The 19825-nt window shown below is 62.8% G+C and carries 19 protein-coding genes and 1 other RNA gene; 15 read left to right on the top strand and 5 right to left on the bottom strand.

The genetic code is table 11. From position 1 onward, the window contains the following. Nucleotides 1–17: 17 nt before the first annotated feature. Nucleotides 18–710: a GntR family transcriptional regulator gene (locus FJW04_RS04085; protein WP_051041241.1), complete on the bottom strand. Its 693-nt coding sequence runs from the start codon at nt 708–710 to the stop codon at nt 18–20. 69 nt (nt 711–779) lie between these two features. Here FJW04_RS04085 and FJW04_RS04090 point away from each other — a divergent pair, with 69 nt between their 5' ends. From FJW04_RS04090 to FJW04_RS04150, 13 genes are all read left to right on the top strand, one after another. Further along, the gene (locus FJW04_RS04090; RefSeq protein WP_140712543.1) at nt 780–1673 is read left to right on the top strand and encodes a dihydrodipicolinate synthase family protein; all 894 of its coding nucleotides are present in this window, start codon (nt 780–782) and stop codon (nt 1671–1673) included. Nucleotides 1674–1692: 19 nt separating this feature from the next. After that, nucleotides 1693–3030: an FAD-dependent oxidoreductase gene (locus FJW04_RS04095; RefSeq protein ID WP_181172880.1), complete on the top strand. Its 1338-nt coding sequence runs from the start codon at nt 1693–1695 to the stop codon at nt 3028–3030. Between the two features lie 15 nt (nt 3031–3045). Beyond that, nucleotides 3046–4047, top strand: a complete 1002-nt coding sequence (locus FJW04_RS04100; protein WP_140712545.1) for a 4-hydroxyproline epimerase — start codon at nt 3046–3048, stop codon at nt 4045–4047. Between the two features lie 335 nt (nt 4048–4382). Next, complete coding sequence (locus tag FJW04_RS04105) at nt 4383–5285, top strand: branched-chain amino acid ABC transporter permease (RefSeq protein WP_015315217.1); 903 nt, start codon at nt 4383–4385, stop codon at nt 5283–5285. Nucleotides 5286–5289: 4 nt separating this feature from the next. Then, nucleotides 5290–6885, top strand: a complete 1596-nt coding sequence (gene livM, locus FJW04_RS04110; protein WP_140712547.1) for a high-affinity branched-chain amino acid ABC transporter permease LivM — start codon at nt 5290–5292, stop codon at nt 6883–6885. Next, entirely contained in the window at nt 6885–8366 is a 1482-nt protein-coding gene (locus tag FJW04_RS04115) for an ATP-binding cassette domain-containing protein (protein WP_140712549.1), read from the top strand. Before livM ends, FJW04_RS04115 begins: the two co-directional genes overlap by 1 nt. Next, nucleotides 8366–9094, top strand: coding sequence for an ABC transporter ATP-binding protein (locus tag FJW04_RS04120; RefSeq protein ID WP_015315220.1), 729 nt, complete (start codon nt 8366–8368; stop codon nt 9092–9094). Before FJW04_RS04115 ends, FJW04_RS04120 begins: the two co-directional genes overlap by 1 nt. Before the next feature lie 16 nt (nt 9095–9110). Beyond that, nucleotides 9111–9458, top strand: a complete 348-nt coding sequence (locus tag FJW04_RS04125; protein ID WP_013892487.1) for a DUF6867 family protein — start codon at nt 9111–9113, stop codon at nt 9456–9458. A gap of 137 nt (nt 9459–9595) precedes the next feature. Continuing rightward, the gene (locus FJW04_RS04130; RefSeq protein ID WP_015315221.1) at nt 9596–10714 is read left to right on the top strand and encodes a branched-chain amino acid ABC transporter substrate-binding protein; all 1119 of its coding nucleotides are present in this window, start codon (nt 9596–9598) and stop codon (nt 10712–10714) included. 285 nt (nt 10715–10999) lie between these two features. Next, nucleotides 11000–14458, top strand: a complete 3459-nt coding sequence (gene pyc, locus FJW04_RS04135) for a pyruvate carboxylase (RefSeq protein WP_140712551.1) — start codon at nt 11000–11002, stop codon at nt 14456–14458. A gap of 159 nt (nt 14459–14617) precedes the next feature. Continuing rightward, nucleotides 14618–14878: a DUF2312 domain-containing protein gene (locus FJW04_RS04140; protein WP_015315223.1), complete on the top strand. Its 261-nt coding sequence runs from the start codon at nt 14618–14620 to the stop codon at nt 14876–14878. Between the two features lie 49 nt (nt 14879–14927). After that, complete coding sequence (locus tag FJW04_RS04145) at nt 14928–15368, top strand: hypothetical protein (protein WP_140616613.1); 441 nt, start codon at nt 14928–14930, stop codon at nt 15366–15368. Beyond that, the gene (locus FJW04_RS04150) at nt 15369–15668 is read left to right on the top strand and encodes a hypothetical protein (RefSeq protein WP_140616614.1); all 300 of its coding nucleotides are present in this window, start codon (nt 15369–15371) and stop codon (nt 15666–15668) included. A gap of 63 nt (nt 15669–15731) precedes the next feature. Here FJW04_RS04150 and msrB read toward each other — a convergent pair whose 3' ends face one another. The 4 genes from msrB to FJW04_RS04170 all read right to left on the bottom strand — a co-directional run bounded on the left by msrB (nt 15732) and on the right by FJW04_RS04170 (nt 18813). Continuing rightward, on the bottom strand, nt 15732–16136 hold the full coding sequence (gene msrB, locus FJW04_RS04155; RefSeq protein WP_015315226.1) for a peptide-methionine (R)-S-oxide reductase MsrB: 405 nt from the start codon (nt 16134–16136) through the stop codon (nt 15732–15734). Nucleotides 16137–16239: 103 nt separating this feature from the next. Then, on the bottom strand, nt 16240–17430 hold the full coding sequence (locus tag FJW04_RS04160) for a VWA domain-containing protein (protein WP_140712553.1): 1191 nt from the start codon (nt 17428–17430) through the stop codon (nt 16240–16242). A gap of 6 nt (nt 17431–17436) precedes the next feature. Beyond that, entirely contained in the window at nt 17437–17883 is a 447-nt protein-coding gene (locus FJW04_RS04165; protein WP_140712555.1) for a GNAT family N-acetyltransferase, read from the bottom strand. A gap of 90 nt (nt 17884–17973) precedes the next feature. Next, on the bottom strand, nt 17974–18813 hold the full coding sequence (locus tag FJW04_RS04170) for a MoxR family ATPase (RefSeq protein WP_140712557.1): 840 nt from the start codon (nt 18811–18813) through the stop codon (nt 17974–17976). A gap of 136 nt (nt 18814–18949) precedes the next feature. On the opposite strand from FJW04_RS04170, the gene ssrS reads away from it, so the two are divergent. Both ssrS and FJW04_RS04180 read left to right on the top strand, forming a co-directional pair. After that, a non-coding RNA gene (gene ssrS / locus FJW04_RS04175) (6S RNA) lies at nt 18950–19105 on the top strand. Between the two features lie 96 nt (nt 19106–19201). Then, nucleotides 19202–19789 carry a 5-formyltetrahydrofolate cyclo-ligase gene (locus FJW04_RS04180; protein WP_140713261.1) on the top strand — a complete coding sequence of 196 codons (588 nt, stop codon included), beginning with the start codon at nt 19202–19204 and terminating at the stop codon, nt 19787–19789. Nucleotides 19790–19825: the final 36 nt, after the last annotated feature.

Below are 19825 nucleotides of genomic sequence, written 5' to 3' on the forward strand. Positions count from 1 at the left end.
CCTTCGCGCTCTTGCAACTAGCGCGTGGCGGCGACCTCGGCATGGCCGCGCAGCAGTGCCATCAGTTTCTTGGCGTCCTTGGCGGCGCCTTCCTCATCGCCGTCCAGGATCGAGCGGATCAATGCAACATGGTGCTCGGCGGACTCCGCCAGCCCGGTGTCGGCCTTGTAGCGGAACCAGAAGCGGCGGCTGTGGGTCTGCAGGGGGGCGGCCAGCCGGGCGGCGAACGGGTTGTCGGCGGCCAGCGCCAGCGCCTCGTCAAGCGCCTTGTCGGCCTGGATGAAGGCGAGCACATTGCCTGATATCACTGCTTTCTGCATGGCGAGCGCCGCCTCGTGGAACAGGTCGGCGGCCTCGCGGGTAACGAAGCGTGCGGCCGAACGGGCGAGCACCACCTCGACGCCGCGCCTTGCGTCGAGCACGCGCAGCCAGTCGCCGGGGTGCAGGGGCGCGATCGCGATGCCGGCGCGGGGCCTGACGTCTAGCAATCCCTCCCAGGCCAGCCGCTGGATCGCCTCGCGCACCGGCGTGCGGCCGAGCGCCAGCCGCTCGATCAGGGACCCCTCGGTAACAAAACTCGCCGGGGCCAGTTCGAGCGTGACGATCATGTTTTCGAGGACGCGATAGGCCTTGGTCGCCGCGGGCTCCGACACGATGCTTGCTTCCATGGATATCAAAGGCTCTCTCCTGATATATCTAGAATATATCATAACAGATTCCGCATTGACAGCAGCTTTCCTAACAGATATACGGCTGATATATCAGATGGAGAGATAGCTATGTGGACCGGAGTTTTACCCGCCGTCACGACCAAATTCACCGCCGACGACCGGCTCGATCACGCCGAGATGGAGCGCTGCTTCGGCCTGCAAATGGATGCCGGCTGCGATGGCATCATCGTCTGCGGCTCGCTGGGCGAGGGACCGATGCTGTCGCCTGACGAGAAGATCGAGGTGCTGAAGACCGCGCAGAAGATCGCTGGCAAGAAGCCGGTGCTGCTGACGGTCAACGAGGCCGGCACCCGCGAGGCCGCCAGTATCGCCAAGCGCGCCGCCAAGGAAGGCGCCAATGGGCTGATGGTGGTGCCGAGCCCGATCTACCACACCAACGCGGAAGAGACGGTGGCGGCGCTGCGCGCAGTGGCGGAAGCCGGCGACTTGCCGGTCATGATCTATTCCAACCGACTCGCCTACCGCGTCGATGTAAGCGTCGACCAAATGGAGGAGCTGGCGTCGGACAAGCGCTTCGTCGCCATCAAGGAATCCTCTGACGACATCCGCCGCTCGACCGAGATCATCAACCGCCTGGGCAGCCGCTACGACCTGTTCACCGGCGTCGACAACCTGGCCTTCGAGGCGCTCTCCGTGGGTGCCATCGGCTGGGTGGCCGGTCTGGTCACCGCCTTCCCGCGCGAGACCGTCGCCATCTACCAGCTTATGAAGCAGGGGCGCCGCGAAGAGGCGCTCGCCATCTACCGCTGGTTCCGGCCGCTGCTCGACCTCGATGTCTCGACCTATCTGGTGCAGAACATCAAGCTTGCCGAAGTGTTCGCAATCAACACCAATGACCGCGTGCGCATGCCGCGCATGCCGCTGTCGGGCGAACGCCGCAAGGCTGTCGAGAAGATCATCAAGGATGCGCTGGCGGCGCGGCCGACACTGCCGCAGTTCTAAAGAGGGTGGCGGCAGCCAGATGAGAGGCAGCGCCCAGGTGCAAGGAAAGTCCAAATCGACAGACAAGGGGCGGCGCTCCTCATCCGCCCTGCGGGCACCTTCTCCCCGTGAACGGGGAGAAGGGAGAGACATCGCCATCGTCGGTGGCGGCATCATCGGCATTTGCGCGGCTGCCTTCCTTGCCGAGGCGGGACTGGACGTCACGCTCTTCGACCGCACGGGCATCTGCGAGGAGACGAGCTCCGGCAACGCGGCCGCCTTTGCCTTCTCCGACGTGCTGCCGCTGGCGCACAAGGGCATGATCCGGCAGCTGCCAAAATGGCTCGCCGATCCACTCGGCCCGCTCAGCATTCCGCCCGCCTACCTGCCGAAGCTGCTGCCCTGGCTGATCCGGTTCTGGCGCGCCGGCGCGCCTGGAAAATATGAGGCGAGCCTGACGGCGCAGGCCGGCATGATGAAGCTTGCCGAGGCCGAATGGATGGATCTGCTCGATCGTTCCGGCACCCGGCCGATGCTGCGCGAGGACGGTTCGCTCGAACTCTACGAAGGCGAGGCCGAGTTCCGCGCCTCGCTGTCGGGCTGGGCGGCGCGCGAGCGCTTCGGCATCGGCTTCCGCCATGTCGAGGGCGAGAACCTAACGGACCTGCAGCCGGGGCTGTCACCGCGCTTCGTCAAAGGCACTTTCGTGCCTGGATGGAAGACCGTCGCCGATCCAAAACTGCTCGGCAAGGCGGTGTGGGCGTACGCGCAGTCCAAGGGCGCCCGCTTCGAGATGGCCCGCATCGACCGCGTCGCGGCGGATCAGGATGCCGTGACGCTGACGCTGGCCGACGGCACGAGCAGGCAAGCCAGGCGCCTTGTCATCGCGGCGGGCGCCTGGTCGCATCTGCTGACGCGGCAACTCGGCGATCGCATTCCGCTGGAGACCGAACGCGGCTACAACACGACGCTGCCGACGAGCGCCTTCGACGTGAGGCGACAGTTGATCTTTTCCGGCCATGGCTTCGTCATCACCCCGCTCGAAACCGGCCTGCGTGTCGGCGGTGCCGTGGAACTCGGCGGCATCGAGCGGCCGCCCAATTTCAACAGGTCGAAAGCGCTCTTGCGGAAGGCGCGGGAATTCCTGCCGGGGCTCGATCCCTCGGGCGGGCGCGAATGGATGGGGTTCCGGCCCTCCCTGCCGGATTCGGTGCCCGTCATCGGCAAGGCGGCGCGAAGCCAGTCCGTGATCTACGCTTTCGGCCACGGCCATCTCGGCCTGACGCAGGCCGCGGCAACCGGGCGGTTGATCAGGGAATTCGTTCTGGGGCAGACTTCGTCCGTTGATCTGGCCCCCTTCAGTCCACAACGGTTTTGATTATCGAGGAGCGACATGGCCAAGAAATCCTTCTTCTGCATCGACGGCCACACCTGCGGCAACCCGGTGCGGCTGGTCGCCGGCGGCGGGCCGCTGCTGCAGGGCTCGACGATGATGGAGCGGCGGGCGCATTTCCTGGCCGAATACGACTGGATCCGCACCGGCCTGATGTTCGAACCGCGCGGCCATGACGTGATGTCCGGCTCGATCCTCTACCCGCCGACCCGTGAGGATTGCGACATCGCCATCCTGTTCATCGAGACGTCCGGCTGCCTGCCGATGTGCGGTCACGGCACCATCGGCACGGTGACGATGGCGGTCGAACATGGGCTGATCAAGCCGAAGACGCCGGGTGTGCTGCGGCTCGACACGCCCGCCGGCCTGGTCGTCGCCGAGTACAAGCAGGTCGGCGAGTATGTCGAGGAGGTGCGCATCACCAACGTGCCGTCCTTCCTTTATGCCGAAGGGTTGAAGGTTGAATGTCCGGGGCTCGGCGAGATCACCGTCGATGTCGCCTATGGCGGCAATTTCTACGCCATCGTGGAGCCGCAGGCGAACTATCGCGATATGGCCGACTATTCCGCCGGCGACCTCATCGCCTGGAGCCCAGTGGTGCGGCAGCGGCTCAACGAGAAGTATTCCTTCGTGCATCCGGAGAATCCCGGGATCACCGGGTTGTCGCACATGCTGTGGACCGGCAAGCCGACGGTCGAGGGAGCCGATGCCCGCAATGCCGTCTTCTACGGCGACAAGGCGATCGACCGCTCTCCATGCGGCACCGGCACCTCGGCGCGCATGGCGCAACTCCATGCCAAGGGCAAGCTCAAGGCGGGGGATGCGTTCGTCCATGAATCGATCATCGGCTCGCTGTTCAAGGGCAAGGTTGAAAAGGACGTCACCGTCGCCGGCAAGCCGGCCATCATCCCTTCGATCGGCGGCTGGGCCCGCATGACTGGACTGAACACGATCTTCATCGACGACCGCGATCCGTTCGCGCATGGTTTCGTGGTCAAGTAGGAGAATCCTGACCCTGCGGAAAGAAGTGTGACGAAAAAACGAACCGTGTCAGGAACGCAACGATTCCCCTCATCACCTAATTTTGACGGTGATTTCTTCGAAACGGAGCGCATGATGCGGCTCAATCGTCAAAGACATTGCGTTATGCCAATGATAGGGTCCGCGATAGTCCAGGGGCTGGGTGCGAAAAACGGGCGATCGGGAAGACGTGACTTGCAAACACGCGGAGCGGTCAAAAAAATCACGTTGCAATCCGGGCTCGAAACTTTACGACTAGGGGAAATACGAAAAGGAATGCGTCTGCATGGGCGACATTCCAGGGGAGCCATGTACACATGCAGTACTTTGTCCAGCAGCTTATCAATGGGCTGACGCTGGGATCGATCTATGGGCTGATCGCGATCGGCTACACGATGGTCTACGGCATCATCGGCATGATCAATTTCGCCCATGGCGACATCTTCATGGTGGGCGCTTTCACGGCGCTGATCGTCTTCCTCATCCTCGGCGCGCTGTTTTATTCGGTGCCCGTGGTCATCGCGCTGCTGGTCATGATGATCGTGGCGATGCTGCTCACCAGCCTCTACAACTGGACGATCGAGAAAGTGGCCTACCGGCCGCTGCGCGGTTCGTTCCGGCTGGCGCCGCTGATCACCGCCATCGGCATGTCGATCGCGCTGTCGAACTTCGTCCAGGTGACGCAAGGCCCGCGCAACAAGCCGATCCCGCCGATGGTCAGCCAAGTTTACAACATCAACGGCGTCAGCGTTTCGCTGAAGCAGATCATCATCGTCATCGTCACGGCTTTGCTGTTGGCGTTGTTCTGGTACCTGGTCAACAAGACCTCGCTTGGCCGGGCGCAACGCGCCTGCGAGCAGGACCGCAAGATGGCCGCACTGCTGGGCATCGACGTCGACCGCACCATCTCGATCACGTTCATCATGGGCGCCGCTCTTGCCGCTGTCGCCGGCACGCTGTTCCTGATGTACTACGGCGTCATCGCCTTCTCGGACGGCTTTACCCCCGGGGTCAAAGCATTCACGGCGGCGGTTCTTGGCGGCATCGGCTCATTGCCAGGTGCGGTGCTGGGCGGCCTCCTGATCGGCTTCATCGAGAGCATGTGGTCGGCCTATTTCTCGATCGACTACAAGGACGTCGCCGCGTTCTCGATCCTGGCAATCGTGCTGATCTTCCTGCCTTCCGGCATATTGGGCCGGCCAGAAGTCGAAAAGGTCTGAGACCATGGCCGTGACCGTATCTCCAGAGCGCGACACTGTCGCCAGCCCCATGCAGCGCGCGCTGCGCGAGGGCTTCTATGCCGGCGCCATCTCGCTTGGCCTGTTCGTGCTGTTCATCGGCCTCAAGACAGACCAGAACATCTCCAATGAACTGGTCTTGGTGAAGCGCTGGGGCCTCTTGGCCTCCGTGGTGATCGCCACGGCTATCGGCCGTTTCCTTTATGTCGCCTATGGTCAACCCTTCATGGCCAACCAGAAGATCGCCGATGTCGCCACCGGCCTGTTGCCGGCCAGTGCGGCGTCGCGCTTCTTCCTGTTGCCGGCGTTTATCGTGGCGATCATCGCGGTGGTGCTGCTGTTCGTGTTCAACGGCTCGCTTCCCGGATGGATAGGAGCAGAGGCGGCCGGCTATCTGCAGTTCCTGCGCGCGCTCGCAATCATCTATGCGCTGGCCTGTGTGATCTACTATTACCGCGGCTTCATCCACGCCAACTTCACCAAGCTCGGCATTGCCGCGCTGGTGCTCTATCCGATCCTTGTCATCGTCGTGCTGTCGCTGATGTCGTGGTCGGTCGCCACCGGATTGCAGGGCTCGCTGAAATGGGTCGACAATTTCGGCATCCAGATCCTGATCTACGTGATGCTGGCCTGGGGGCTGAACATCGTCGTCGGCCTCGCCGGCCTGCTCGATCTGGGCTACGTCGCCTTCTACGCCGTCGGGGCCTACGCCTATGCGCTGCTTGGCACAACCTACGGCCTGTCGTTCTGGATCCTGCTTCCGGCGGCCGGCGCCATGGCCGCGTTCTGGGGCGTGCTGCTCGGCTTTCCGGTGCTGCGCCTGCGCGGCGATTACCTGGCGATCGTCACCCTTGCCTTCGGGGAGATCATCCGCCTGGTGCTGATCAACTGGCGCGATGTGACCAACGGTTCGGCCGGTATCTCCGGCATCCCGAAAGTCACCTTTTTCGGCTTGATGACCTTCAACGTCTCGGACCCCAACTACATCGCCAAGGTCCTGCACCTCGCGACCTCGAGCGCCTACTACAAGATCTTCCTCTATTACCTGATCCTGGCGCTTTGCATGCTCACCGCCTTCGTCACCATCAGGCTGAGGCGCATGCCCGTCGGGCGTGCCTGGGAAGCGCTGCGCGAGGACGAGATCGCCTGCCGCTCGCTCGGCATCAACACCACCACGACCAAGCTGACGGCCTTTGCCACCGGTGCCATGTTCGGCGGTTTTGCCGGGGCATTCTTCGCCGCGCGGCAAGGCTTCGTCAGCCCGGAATCCTTCGTCTTCCTGGAATCGGCCATCATCCTGGCCATCGTCGTCCTTGGCGGCATGGGGTCGCTGGTCGGCATCGCCGTCGCCGCGATGGTGATGATCGGCGGCACCGAGGCGCTGCGCGAGCTCGACTTCCTCAAACAGGTCTTCGGGCAAGATTTCACCCCCGAACTCTACCGCATGCTTCTGTTCGGCATGGCCATGGTCATCGTCATGCTGTGGAAGCCGCGGGGCTTTGTCGGCAGTCGTGAACCGACAGCCTTCCTCAAGGAGCGAAGGGCTGTCTCAAGCTCCTTCACCAAGGAGGGTCACGGCTGATGAATGCGAACGCACAAATGAACGACGCCATCCTGCAGGTCGATCATCTGTCGATGAAGTTCGGCGGCCTGGTCGCCATCGGCGACCTGTCCTTCACCGCCAGGCGCGGCGAAATCACCGCGCTGATCGGCCCCAACGGCGCCGGCAAGACCACCGTGTTCAATTGCATCACCGGCTTCTACAAGCCGTCGGAAGGCATGATCACGCTCAACCGGGCCGATGGCTCCAGCTACCTGCTGGAACGGCTGCCCAACCATGAGATCCCGGCGCGCGCCAAGGTGGCGCGCACCTTCCAGAACATCCGCCTGTTCTCGGGCATGACGCTGCTGGAGAACCTGCTCGTCGCCCAGCACAACAAGCTGATGAAGGCCTCCGGGTATACGATCCTGGGCCTGTTCGGCTTCAGCGGCTACCGCAAGGCCTCGGCCGAATCGGTGGAGCTTGCCAAGCACTGGCTGGAAAAGGCCGATCTCGTCGATCGCGCCGACGATCCGGCCGGCGACTTGCCCTATGGCGCACAGCGGCGGCTCGAGATCGCGCGCGCCATGTGCACCGGTCCCGAGCTTCTGTGCCTCGACGAACCGGCGGCCGGTCTCAACCCGAAGGAATCGGCGGCTCTCAACGAACTGCTGATGGGGATCAAGCACACGACAGGCACCTCGATCCTCCTGATCGAGCACGACATGTCGGTGGTCATGCAGATCTCCGACCATGTCGTGGTGCTGGAATATGGCCGCAAGATCTCCGACGGCAATCCGCAGTCGGTGCGCACCGACCCGCGCGTCATCGCTGCCTATCTTGGCGTCGACGACGAGGAGGTCGAGACCGTACTTACCGAAGTCGGCGACGAGGACGTCATCGAACAGCTCGACATCGGCCCCGATTCCGCGCATGGCCCGGGGACATCGTCGTCGTATCTGGCCGGGCCGGTGAGCGACACCGTCGGCCATAGCCAAGGCGAACGCGTAACCGTGTCGAAAGGCGCCTCGAAGGCAGCGCAGGTCGATGCCCGCGCCGCCAGCGTGGCAAGCAGGCCTGTTGCCCCGACACCGACGCCGGCCAAGCCCGCCGCGAAGAAAGCGGCACCAAGGAAAACGGCCGCCAAGGCGCCCGCCGCGAAGGCCGAAGGCGTTTCGAACCGCCTCGCTGCCCCCCGTGGCGGCAAGGCCGACAATCTGACCCGCATCAAGGGCATCGGCACGGTCAACGAGAAGAAGCTCAACGAACACGGCATCTTCCACTTCGACCAGATCGGCGCCTGGAAGAAGGCTGACGTCGAGGCGGTCGAGGCCTATCTGGCCTTTGACGGACGCATCGCGCGCGAGGAGTGGGTCAAGCAGGCCAAGCTGCTCGGCCAAGGCAAGGATACGGAATTCTCGCGCCGCGTCGATGCAGGCAAGGTGGCGACCAGTCATGTGTCCGGCAAAGCCAAGGCGAGCACAGCCAAGCCCGTGCAGGGCAAGCGTGGAGGGGGCAAGTGATGGCCACGACAACGCTGCTCGATATCAAGGGCGTGGAGACTTATTACGGCAATATCCGTGCGCTGAACGGCGTCAATGTCAGCGTCAAGCAAGGTGAGATCGTGGCGCTGATCGGCGCCAACGGCGCCGGCAAGTCGACGCTGATGATGACCATCTTCGGGGCTCCACGCGCCCGCACGGGCACCATCACCTTCAACGGGACCGATATCACCCAGTTGCCGACACACGAAATCGCGCGCATGCGCATTGCCCAGTCGCCCGAGGGCCGGCGCATCTTTCCGCGCATGACGGTGATGGAAAACCTGCAGATGGGCGCCAGCCTCGACAACCTCAAATATTATGGCGAGGACGTCGAGAAGGTGTTCACGCTGTTTCCCAGGCTGAAGGAGCGCATCGCCCAGCGTGGCGGCACGCTGTCGGGCGGCGAACAGCAGATGCTGTCGATCGGACGCGCACTGATGGCGCGGCCGAAACTGCTTCTGCTCGACGAGCCGTCGCTGGGCCTGGCGCCGCTGATCGTCAAGCAGATCTTCGATGCCATTCGTGAGTTGAACCGCACCCAAGGGCTGACCGTATTCCTGGTCGAGCAGAACGCGTTCGGCGCGCTCAAGCTCGCCACGCGCGGTTATGTCATGGTCAACGGCAATGTGACGATGAGCGGCACCGGCAAGGAGCTGCTCGCCAATCCGGAAGTGCGCGCCGCCTATCTCGAAGGCGGACATCACTGAGTTCAGGAGACTTCCCATGCAAGGCATTCTCTACGAGGAACCGTCGATCTGGCAGTTCTTCTTCGTCACCTGCCTGCTCGGCGGATGGGCGGCCTGGATGACCGGCAAGGCCAGTGCCCAGACATGGCGCAGCTTCATCCAGCTGTTTGCCTATCTGCTCGGGCTCGGCATAGGAATCCGCTTCATCCATCACGCGCTGTTCGACGGCACGATGTTCTCGCTGCATTACTATATCGTCGACACCATCGTGCTGATGATACTGGGCTTCGTCGGCTATCAATACACACGAACCAACCAGATGGTCACACAGTATAATTGGCTCTACGAAAGAGCTTCAATCTTGAGCTGGAAACCGAAAGGTTGACGTTCATCATTAACGCCGCGTCAGGGATGAATCGGCGTGACAAGTGCCTGAAAATCGGCAAACTATGCTTTCTGCGATAAGGGTGGGCATCGCATGAAAGCTTCATCCACGCCCACTCCGTTAATGGGAGCGTTTAAATGAAAAAGTCACTTTTGTCCGCCGTGGCCCTGACCGCGCTCGTCGCGTTCGGCGGCAACGCGTGGGCTGATGTAATGTTCGCCGTCGCCGGGCCGATCACCGGTCCGAACGCGGCCTTCGGCGCACAGCTGCAGAAGGGCGCCGAAGCGGCGGTCGCCGAGATCAATGCCAAGGGTGGCATCAATGGCGAGCAGATCAAGCTCGAAGTCGGCGACGATGTCTCCGATCCGAAGCAGGGCATCTCGGTCGCCAACAAGTTCGTCGGCGACGGCGTCAAGTTCGTGATCGGCCACTTCAACTCGGGCGTGTCGATCCCGGCCTCCGAAGTCTACGCCGAAAACAACATCGTCGAAATCACGCCGGCCGCAACCAACCCGAAGTTTACCGAGCGCGGCCTGTGGAATGTGTTCCGTACCTGCGGACGCGACGACCAGCAGGGCAGCATCGCTGGCGCCTATATCGCCGCGAACTTCAAGGATGCCAAAGTCGCCGTGATCCATGACAAGACCCCTTATGGCCAGGGCCTCGCGGACGAAACCAAGAAGGCGATGAACGCCGCCGGCATCAAGGAAGTGATGTATGAAGGCGTCAATGTCGGCGACAAGGACTTCTCGGCGCTGATCGCCAAGATGAAGGAAGCCGGCGTCACCCTGATCTACTGGGGAGGCCTGCACACGGAAGCCGGCCTGATCATCCGTCAATCGGCGGACCAGGGCCTCAAGGCGCCGATGATGTCGGGTGACGGCATCGTGACGGACGAACTCGCCGCCATCGCGGGCGACGCTGTCGCCGGCACCCTCAACACGTTCGGCCCCGACCCGCGTCTGATCCCGGCCAATAAGGAACTCGTCGAGAAGTTCCGCGCGCAGGGTTTCGAGCCGGAAGCCTACACGCTCTACGCCTATGCCGCCGTGCAGGTGGTCGCCGAGGCGGCCGCTGCCGCCAAGACGAACGATCCGCAGGCCGTCGCCAAGGCGATGCATGAAAGCGGACCGTTCCCGACCGTTCTGGGCGATCTCGCCTATGACGCCAAGGGCGATCCGAAGCTGCCGGGCTACATCATGTACGAATGGAAGAAGAAGGACGACGGGAAGTATTCCTGGTTCCCGAAGTCGTAATTCATTCGGATCCGAAACCAACGATGCCCGGCGTCTCGCGCCGGGCATTTTCTTTTGATGCGCCCCGGCAGCCGGGTTACGTCACGGCGAGCCTTCCTTACGAAGATCGCATCCAGGATCGAAATTGTCGCCATTGTTCCGTCCGTTCGAACCGATGCGTGCGAGTGTTGGCCGGATAATCGATCTAAATCGGTTTAAATCAGCGTCGATTTTGTTTGCACTGCAGCATTTTCGCGCTAATCATTGCCCCGATTTCCCGTTCCTTCCGCTGCTGGAGCCCAGTCCTTGGCCATCACGAAGATCCTCGTCGCCAACCGGTCAGAAATCGCCATCCGCGTCTTTCGCGCGGCCAACGAGCTGGGCCTCAAAACCGTGGCGATCTGGGCCGAGGAAGACAAATACTCGCTGCACCGCTTCAAGGCCGATGAGAGCTACCAGGTCGGGCGCGGCCCGCATCTCGGCAAGGACATGGGTCCGATCGAGAGCTATCTGTCGATCGAGGAGGTGATCCGCGTCGCCAGACTTTCAGGCGCCGATGCCATCCACCCCGGCTACGGGCTGCTGTCGGAAAGCCCCGAATTCGCCGAAGCCTGCGCTCAAGCAGGCATCACCTTCATTGGCCCGAAACCCGACACGATGCGCCGGCTGGGCAACAAGGTCGCCGCGCGCAATCTGGCCATCGAGGTCGGCGTGCCCGTGGTGCCGGCGACCGATCCGTTGCCGGACGACATGGAGGCGGTCAAGGAACTCGCCAAGACGGTCGGTTATCCGGTCATGCTGAAAGCCTCGTGGGGTGGCGGTGGCCGCGGCATGCGCGCCATCCGCTCCGAGGCCGACCTCGCCCGCGAGGTCATGGAAGGCAAGCGCGAGGCGAAGGCCGCCTTCGGAAAGGACGAGGTCTATCTCGAAAAGCTGATCGAGCGCGCCCGCCATGTCGAGGTGCAGGTGCTTGGCGACACACACGGCAATGCAGTGCACCTGTTCGAGCGCGACTGCTCGATCCAGCGCCGCAACCAGAAGGTCGTCGAGCGCGCGCCGGCGCCCTATCTTAGCGAGGACCTGCGCCAGGAGCTTTGCGGCTACGCGCTGAAGATCGCGCGCGAGACCAGCTATATCGGCGCTGGCACCGTCGAATTCCTGCAGGACGCGGATACCGGCAAGTTCTACTTCATCGAGGTCAATCCGCGCATCCAGGTCGAGCACACCGTCACCGAAATGGTGACCGGCATCGACATTGTGAAGGCGCAGATCCACATCCTCGACGGTTTCGCCATCGGCACGCCGGAATCGGGTGTGCCGGCGCAGAGGGATATCCGGCTGAACGGCCATGCCTTGCAGTGCCGCATCACCACGGAAGATCCCGAACACAATTTCATTCCGGACTACGGCCGCATCACCGCCTATCGCGGCGCCACCGGCTTCGGCATCCGCCTCGATGGCGGCACGGCCTATTCCGGCGCGGTCATCACCCGCTTCTACGATCCGCTGCTGGAGAAGGTCACGGCCTGGGCGCCGACGCCGGCCGAGACGATCGCCCGCATGAACCGCGCGCTGCGCGAGTTCCGCATCCGTGGCGTCGCCACCAACCTCACCTTCCTCGAAGCGATCATCAATCACCCGAGCTTCGCCGACAATTCCTATACGACCAGGTTCATCGACACGACGCCGGAGCTGTTCCAGCAGGTCAAACGTCAGGACCGCGCCACCAAGCTGCTCAACTACCTGGCCGACGTCAGCGTCAACGGCCATCCCGAGACGCGCGGCCGGCCGACGCCAAAGGCCGACGCGGCGCCGCCCGTGGTGCCCTATCTAAACGGCAATGTGCCGAGCGGCAGCAAGCAGAAGCTCGACGTGCTCGGGCCGGAAAAGTTCGCCGCCTGGATGCGCGAGCAGAAGGAAGTGCTGGTCACCGACACGACGATGCGCGACGGCCACCAGTCGCTGCTCGCCACTCGCATGCGCACGCACGACATTGCGGGCATCGCCGGCACCTATGCGCGTGCCTTGCCGCAGTTGCTGTCGCTCGAATGCTGGGGTGGGGCCACTTTCGACGTCGCCATGCGCTTCCTCACCGAGGATCCATGGGAGCGGCTGTCGCTGGTGCGGGAAGCCGCCCCCAACCTGTTGCTGCAGATGCTGCTGCGCGGCGCCAACGGCGTCGGCTATACCAATTATCCCGACAATGTCGTGCAGCATTTCGTCAAGCAGGCTGCGTCGGGCGGCGTCGACCTGTTCCGCGTCTTCGACTGCCTGAACTGGGTCGAGAACATGCGCGTCGCCATGGACGCGGTCGGCGCCGAGGGCAAGCTGATCGAAGCGGCGATGTGCTATACCGGCGACATCCTCGATCCGGCGAGGGCCAAGTACGACCTGAAATACTATGTCGGGCTCGCCAGGGAATTGCAGGCCGCCGGCGCCCATATCATCGCCGTCAAGGACATGGCCGGCCTGTTGAAGCCGAGTGCTGCCCGCGTGCTGTTCAAGGCGCTGCGCGAGGCGACCGACCTGCCGATCCATTTTCACACCCACGACACATCGGGTCTGTCGGCGGCAACCGTGCTGGCGGCCGTGGAAAGCGGTGTCGACGCCATCGACGCGGCGATGGACGCCTTCTCCGGCAACACCTCGCAGCCGTGCCTGGGTTCAATCGTCGAAGCGCTGAAAGGCACCGAGCGCGATCCAGGCCTCGACCCGCAATGGATCCGAAAGATCTCGTTCTACTGGGAAGCCGTTCGCAATCAGTACGCTGCTTTCGAGAGCGACCTGAAAGGCCCGGCTTCCGAGGTCTATCTGCACGAAATGCCGGGGGGGCAGTTCACCAATTTGAAGGAACAGGCGCGTTCGCTGGGGCTGGAGACACGCTGGCACGAGGTGGCGCAGACCTATCACGACGTCAACCTGATGTTCGGCGACATCGTCAAGGTGACGCCGTCCTCCAAGGTCGTGGGCGACATGGCGCTGATGATGGTGAGCCAGGACCTGACCGTTGCCGATGTCGAGAACCCGGCCCGCGACATCGCCTTCCCGGACTCGGTGGTTTCGATGCTGCGCGGCGATCTTGGCCAATCCCCTGGCGGCTGGCCGCAGGCGTTGCAGAGGAAGGCACTCAAGGGCGACAAGCCGATCACGGCGCGGCCCGGCTCATTGCTCAAGCCGGCCGACCTCGAGAAGAGCCGCAAGGAGATCGAGGACAAGCTCGAGCGCAAGCTGTCGGAATACGAGTTCGCCTCGTGGCTGATGTATCCGAAGGTGTTTTCCGACTTCGTCGCCGCGCAGGAGACCTACGGCCCGGTCAGCGTTCTGCCGACGCCGACCTATTTCTACGGCATGAAATCTGAAGACGAGATTTTCGTCGACATCGAAAGGGGCAAGACCTTGGTCGTGCGCTGCCAGGCGTTCGGCGATGTCGACGACAAGGGCATGGTCACGGTGTTCTTCGAGCTCAACGGCCAGCCGCGGCGCGTGAAGGTGCCCGATCGCGCACATGGCGCGTCGGCGGCCAAGGCGCGTCGCAAGGCGGAGCCCGGCAACGAGGCGCATGTCGGGGCGCCGATGCCGGGTGTGGTCTCCGCACTTTCGGTCGCCGCCGGCCAGGCGGTCAAGGCCGGCGACGTGCTGCTCTCCATCGAAGCGATGAAGATGGAGACGGCGCTGCACGCCGAGCGCGACGGGACGGTCGCCGAGGTGCTGGTGAAGGCTGGCGACCAGATCGATGCGAAGGATCTCCTGATCGCCTTCAACTGAGAGCTCGCAAGGAACGGGCAGGCTGTCGGCTCATGACGGCAGGCCTTGGCGAGCTGTTCGATAACGGCTTGACCCGCCGGCTCCGGTCGGGCATCGAACCGCTGAAATTCGTCGCGGCACGTTCCCCGAGTCGCGGCGCGGAACCGATTTGGAGAAAACATGGCCGACGATATCACCGAGACCAGCCAGACTGTTGCCGCCGGCCAGCTGCGTGCCTTGATCGAGCGCATCGAGCGGCTCGAGGAAGAAAAGAAGACGATCTCCGACGACATCAAGGAAGTCTTCGCCGAAGCCAAGGGCACCGGCTTCGACACCAAGGCAATCCGCACCATCATCCGTCTGCGCAAGAAGGACCAGGCCGAGCGCCAGGAGGAGGACGCCATCCTCGATCTATACATGGCCGCCCTCGGCATGGTGTAAGACTAACCGGCCGGTGCCCGACGCGGTTGCCGGAGATACGGTTCGAACCATGAGCGAATTCGACTTCGGCGGCCGCCGCGCCTCGGAATTCCGCCATCGCGGCTTCTGGTCGCTGTTTGCCGAACGGCATCCGGAGGAAAGAGCCCGGCTGGCGCGACGCGGACCCTGGTTCTGGCAGCGCGGACTGCCCGATTTCGCTCTGGTACTTTCCATGTATGTCGCGCCGGCGCAGAACCATGTCGGTGTCTTCTTCGGCCGCAACGAGAAGTTCGGCGCCACGCAAAGCTGGTCGCGGCTGAAGCCGTTCCGACCAGCGATCGAAGACAGGCTGAAGCTCAGGCCGGAACAAAGCTGCGAAGGCCTTGGCATCAATTCGATGTGGCGCGTCAACTGCTTTGCCGAGGACAACTGGCCTGCCATGACCGACTGGCTGGTGACGGAATGCTCGCGGGTCGAGTGCGCCGTGACCGAAGTGCTGAGGCAGGGGTAAGTGATCGCGGATTTCTTCCGCTCGCGTTGGCTTGGCGAGGTGCCGATCGACCGGCTGTTCTGGCGCGACATGATGCTTGTCGGAACCGCGATCAATATTGCGTCGTCTGCCGGGGCGCTGATCTTGCTTGGGCTGAAGATGCCGCTCGGCCTTGTCCTTGCGGTGCATTTCGCACCGGTGCCCTACAGCATCTTCCTGGCTTTGGCGGTCTGGCGCACGGCTGAGAAGGCCGGTGGTGCCAGGGCTTCCCTCTTCATGCTGGGATCAGCGCTCTGGCTGATCGCCACGATCGTCGTCTGACGAAGCTGCCCGCACGAAAAAGGCGGCCGGAGCCGCCCTTGGCAAGCATTCACGACGCGTTGTTCAGCCGGCCGGCTCGAATTTCAGCGCCACGCCATTGATGCAGTAGCGCAGGCCGGTCGGCGGCGGGCCGTCCTCGAAGACATGGCCGAGATGGCTGCCGCAACGGGCACAATGGCATTCGGTGCGGACCATGCCGTAGCTGCGATCGACGGTGTTCTCGACCGAGCCCGGCACGGGATCGTTGAAGCTCGGCCAGCCGGTGCCGCTCTCGAATTTCAGCGTGGATTGGAACAGCGGCTGGTCGCAGCCGACGCAGGAAAAAGTACCGGCGCGCTTCTCGTACAGCAGGGCACAGCTTCCCGGCCGCTCGGTGCCATGGTTGCGCATGACGGCGTATTGCTCCGGCGTCAGCCGGGCGCGCCATTCGGCGTCGGTGCGGGTGACGGGGTAAGTGTGCGTGTCCATTTGATCTCCTCAGCCTTGGCGGCTCGTTCTTGGTTGCAACCGGGTATTCGCAACAAGATAGGGGTTTGTTACAGACCTGCCCAGTCCGACCGCTCCGGATATCTCAATGTTTGCGCGACAATTGCCTCGTGGCGCCTTCCAGTCCGGCCAGAGTCAACGGGAACATGCGGCCGTCGAAGATGTCACGGATTATCGCGATCGAATGGGTAAAGCCCCAGTTCTTCTCGTTCTCGGGGTTAAGCCACACCGCGTTCGGCCATTGCCGCAGCAGCCGGCCGAGCCAGACGGCTCCGGCCTCGGGGTTCCAGTGTTCCACCGAGCCGCCTGGGTGAGCAATCTCGTATGGGCTCATCGAGGCGTCGCCGACGACGATGACCTTATAGTCGGCGCCATATTTATGAATGAGGTCGAGGGTCGAAATCGTCTCGGCATGGCGGCGGCGATTGTCCTTCCACACGCCTTCGTAGAGGCAGTTGTGGAAATAGAAATATTCGAGCTGTCGGAATTCGGCGCGGGCGGCCGAAAATAGCTCCTCGACGCTTTTGATATGATCGTCCATCGAGCCGCCGACATCGAAGAACATCAGGAGCTTTACCGCGTTGCGGCGCTCGGGCCGTGTCTTGACGTCGAGATAGCCGTGCTCGGCGGTGGCGTGGATGGTGCCGGGCAGGTCGAGCTCTTCCTCGGCGCCCTCACGCACCCAGCGGCGCAGGCGCTTCAGCGCGATCTTGACGTTGCGGGTGCCGAGTTCGACGGCATCGTCGAAATTCCGGAACTCGCGCTTGTCCCAGACTTTCACCGCGCGACGGTTGCGGCTTTCGTTCTGGCCGATGCGCACGCCTTCGGGGTTGTAGCCATAGGCGCCGAAGGGAGAGGTGCCGCCGGTGCCGATCCATTTCGAACCGCCCTGGTGGCGGCCCTTCTGTTCCTCGAGCCGCTGCTTCAGCGTCTCCATCAGCCTGTCGAAACCGCCCAGCGCCTCGACCAGCTTTTTCTCTTCCTCGGTCAGGTGCTTTTCGGCGAGCCGGCGCAGCCATTCCTCGGGAATATTGGCGACGTCGACCGCATCCGGCCCGCCCAGTGCCTCGACGCCCTTGAAGACATGCGCGAAGACCTGGTCGAAGCGGTCGATATGGCGTTCGTCCTTCACCAAAGCGGCACGGGCGAGATAATAAAAACCCTCGACGTCGTAATCGACCAGCCCGGCGTCCAGCCCCTCCAGCAGAGAGAGGTATTCCCTGAGCGAGACGGGAACGCGCGCTGCCTTCAGCTCGAGGAAGAAGGGGATGAACATGGCCGGTTACAGCAAATCATACTCGATAAAGCCCGTCCTGCGCGCGACATGGTCGTAGAGCTTGCGGGCGGTGGCATTGGTTTCGTGCGTCATCCAGTAGACGTTCTTCACGCCGATTTTGCCGGCCTCCTGCTTCACCGCCTCGATGAGGGCCGCGCCGATGCCCTTTCCGCGCACATCCGGGTCGGCGAACAGATCCTGCAGGTAGCAGTTGTTTTTCTCGGACCAGCCGGAGCGGTGGTAGAGATAATGGGTGAGGCCCACGGCCTTGCCGTCCGATGTGGCGATAAAACCCTTCGGCTCGAACTCGCCTTCGGTGAATAACCGCTTCCAGGTGATGGCATAGACCTCTTCCGGCAGCTTGGTTTCGTAGAAGGTCAGATAATCGGTCCACAGGCGGTGCCAGTCGGCGTGGTCGGATTGCGCGAGCGGGCGGACAACGATCTCAGACATTTTTATCTCCTCCGAAGGGTTCTGGCCGAAGCTGACCTTCTCTTTGGCCCGCGGCAACGGTCCACAGCCGGGGAAAGCGCTGCTGCTGCCCTATTGCTGTCTTCTCGCCATGAAGGCCAGCCGCTCGAACAGATGCACGTCCTGCTCGTTCTTCAACAGGGCGCCATGCAGTCTGGGCAATGCGTTCTTGGGGTCGGCGCGCAAATCCTCCGGCGCAATGTCGTCGGCGACCAGCAGGCGGATCCAGTCGAGCGCCTCGGAGGTCGATGGCTTCTTCTTCAAGCCTGGCACGTCGCGGATTTCATAGAACTGGGTGAGGGCCGCGCGCACCAGGTTCTGCTTGATGCCAGGATAGTGCACGTCAACGATTCTGTGCAGCGTGTCGACGTCGGGAAAGCGGATGTAGTGGAAGAAGCAGCGGCGCAGGAAAGCGTCCGGCAACTCCTTCTCGTTGTTGGAAGTGATGATGACGATCGGGCGAACGGCGGCACGGATGGTCTCTGCGGTCTCGTAGACGAAGAACTCCATCCGATCGAGTTCCTGCAGCAGGTCGTTGGGGAATTCGATGTCGGCCTTGTCGATCTCGTCGATCAGAAGCACGACCTTCTTGTCGGCCGCGAATGCCTCCCAAAGCTTGCCGCGCTTGATGTAGTTCTTGATGTCGTTGAACCTGACATCGCCGAGCTGGCTGTCGCGCAGCCGCGACACCGCATCGTATTCGTAGAGGCCTTGCTGCGCCCGCGTCGTCGATTTGACGTGCCACTCGATCAGCTCGAGGCCGAGTGCCGCCGCCACCTGGCGGGCAAGTTCCGTCTTGCCGGTGCCGGGCTCGCCCTTGACCAGCAAGGGCCGCTCCAGCGCGATCGCCGCGTTGACCGCAACCATCAGATCCTTGTCGGCCACATAGGCCGCCGTGCCTTCGAAACGCATTTTTGCTCCTCGGTTGGTAGTCGCGACCGTAAGGATGCCGCCGCGGCTGTGCAAGGGTTGCGCCGGAGGGCGAATAAAGCCGCCGAGACTGCCTGTGTCACTGGCGCTTGAGCCACCGGCGGCCTATATTGGGCAGGACGGTCTGTGCTTCCCGGCAGGAGAACATTTTCCCCGGGGCCTTAACGATCCTTAGGGAGCTGTCCCTGGGAAGACCCGTGGGTTTTCTCACACGGCGCCCACCTACTTTGTAGGTTCCCGGGATCGCTCTCTCCACCGGTTGTGTGGATCGTCACTTGTCGCAACGTGTCCACGCATCTTGGTGGATGATGCGGTGGAAAACGTCGCACTTGAGACCCCGCACAGCTCTGACCTTTTCTACCTTGGCCGCATGACCTCTCCCAAAGACTTGAAGAAAAAGCTGCGTCTCGAGGCACTCGCCCGCCGCGACGGCCTCGATGCATTCTGGCGGGTGGAGGCTGCGCTCGAAATGGCGGAGACGGCGCGCGACCATCTGGAGATCGGGCCCGGTCAGATCGTCTCCGGTTTCTGGCCGATGCGCTCGGAGGTCGATGTCAGGCCGCTGATGTTCGCCTTGCGAGAGAAGGGCGCACGGCTTTGCCTGCCTGCCATTCTCGACAAGACCACCATCGTCTTTCGCGAACTGGTTCGCGGCGCGCCGATCGTCGACATGGGCTTTGGCACGGTCGGGCCGCATGCCGAGGCCGAAGTTCTCGATCCTTCGGTCATGCTGGTGCCGCTCGCCGCCTTCGACGCGCGCGGTCACCGCATCGGTTATGGCGCCGGCTATTACGACCGGGCGATCGCGAAGCTCATCGACAAGGGGCTCGCGCCCCGGCTGATCGGCATCGCCTTCGACTGCCAAGAAGTTTCGCAAGTTCCAGACGAGCCCCATGACGTGGTCATCCCGGAAATACTCACCGAGAGCGGGTTGCGCCGCTTTGCGCCAAAATTGTAGATAGTTCTTTGAAACGCATGATCTTTGCCGAAAAGT

The organism is Mesorhizobium sp. B2-7-3, assembly GCF_006440715.1.
Taxonomy (GTDB): Bacteria; Pseudomonadota; Alphaproteobacteria; order Rhizobiales; family Rhizobiaceae; genus Mesorhizobium; species Mesorhizobium australicum.

Excerpts from the sequence above, each read along its gene's own strand:
- FJW04_RS04180 (WP_140713261.1), top strand. The coding sequence starts at position 19,202 with ATGACCTCTCCCAAAGACTTGAAGAAAAAGCTGCGTCTCGAGGCACTC.
- FJW04_RS04125 (WP_013892487.1), top strand. The coding sequence starts at position 9,111 with ATGCAAGGCATTCTCTACGAGGAACCGTCGATCTGGCAGTTCTTCTTC.
- FJW04_RS04090 (WP_140712543.1), top strand. The coding sequence starts at position 780 with ATGTGGACCGGAGTTTTACCCGCCGTCACGACCAAATTCACCGCCGAC.
- FJW04_RS04140 (WP_015315223.1), top strand. The coding sequence starts at position 14,618 with ATGGCCGACGATATCACCGAGACCAGCCAGACTGTTGCCGCCGGCCAG.
- FJW04_RS04115 (WP_140712549.1), top strand. The coding sequence starts at position 6,885 with ATGAATGCGAACGCACAAATGAACGACGCCATCCTGCAGGTCGATCAT.
- FJW04_RS04100 (WP_140712545.1), top strand. The coding sequence starts at position 3,046 with ATGGCCAAGAAATCCTTCTTCTGCATCGACGGCCACACCTGCGGCAAC.
- FJW04_RS04085 (WP_051041241.1), bottom strand. The coding sequence starts at position 710 with ATGATATATTCTAGATATATCAGGAGAGAGCCTTTGATATCCATGGAA.
- FJW04_RS04145 (WP_140616613.1), top strand. The coding sequence starts at position 14,928 with ATGAGCGAATTCGACTTCGGCGGCCGCCGCGCCTCGGAATTCCGCCAT.
- FJW04_RS04095 (WP_181172880.1), top strand. The coding sequence starts at position 1,693 with ATGAGAGGCAGCGCCCAGGTGCAAGGAAAGTCCAAATCGACAGACAAG.
- FJW04_RS04120 (WP_015315220.1), top strand. The coding sequence starts at position 8,366 with ATGGCCACGACAACGCTGCTCGATATCAAGGGCGTGGAGACTTATTAC.
- FJW04_RS04165 (WP_140712555.1), bottom strand. The coding sequence starts at position 17,883 with ATGTCTGAGATCGTTGTCCGCCCGCTCGCGCAATCCGACCACGCCGAC.
- FJW04_RS04105 (WP_015315217.1), top strand. The coding sequence starts at position 4,383 with ATGCAGTACTTTGTCCAGCAGCTTATCAATGGGCTGACGCTGGGATCG.
- FJW04_RS04160 (WP_140712553.1), bottom strand. The coding sequence starts at position 17,430 with ATGTTCATCCCCTTCTTCCTCGAGCTGAAGGCAGCGCGCGTTCCCGTC.
- FJW04_RS04130 (WP_015315221.1), top strand. The coding sequence starts at position 9,596 with ATGAAAAAGTCACTTTTGTCCGCCGTGGCCCTGACCGCGCTCGTCGCG.
- livM (WP_140712547.1), top strand. The coding sequence starts at position 5,290 with ATGGCCGTGACCGTATCTCCAGAGCGCGACACTGTCGCCAGCCCCATG.
- msrB (WP_015315226.1), bottom strand. The coding sequence starts at position 16,136 with ATGGACACGCACACTTACCCCGTCACCCGCACCGACGCCGAATGGCGC.
- FJW04_RS04170 (WP_140712557.1), bottom strand. The coding sequence starts at position 18,813 with ATGCGTTTCGAAGGCACGGCGGCCTATGTGGCCGACAAGGATCTGATG.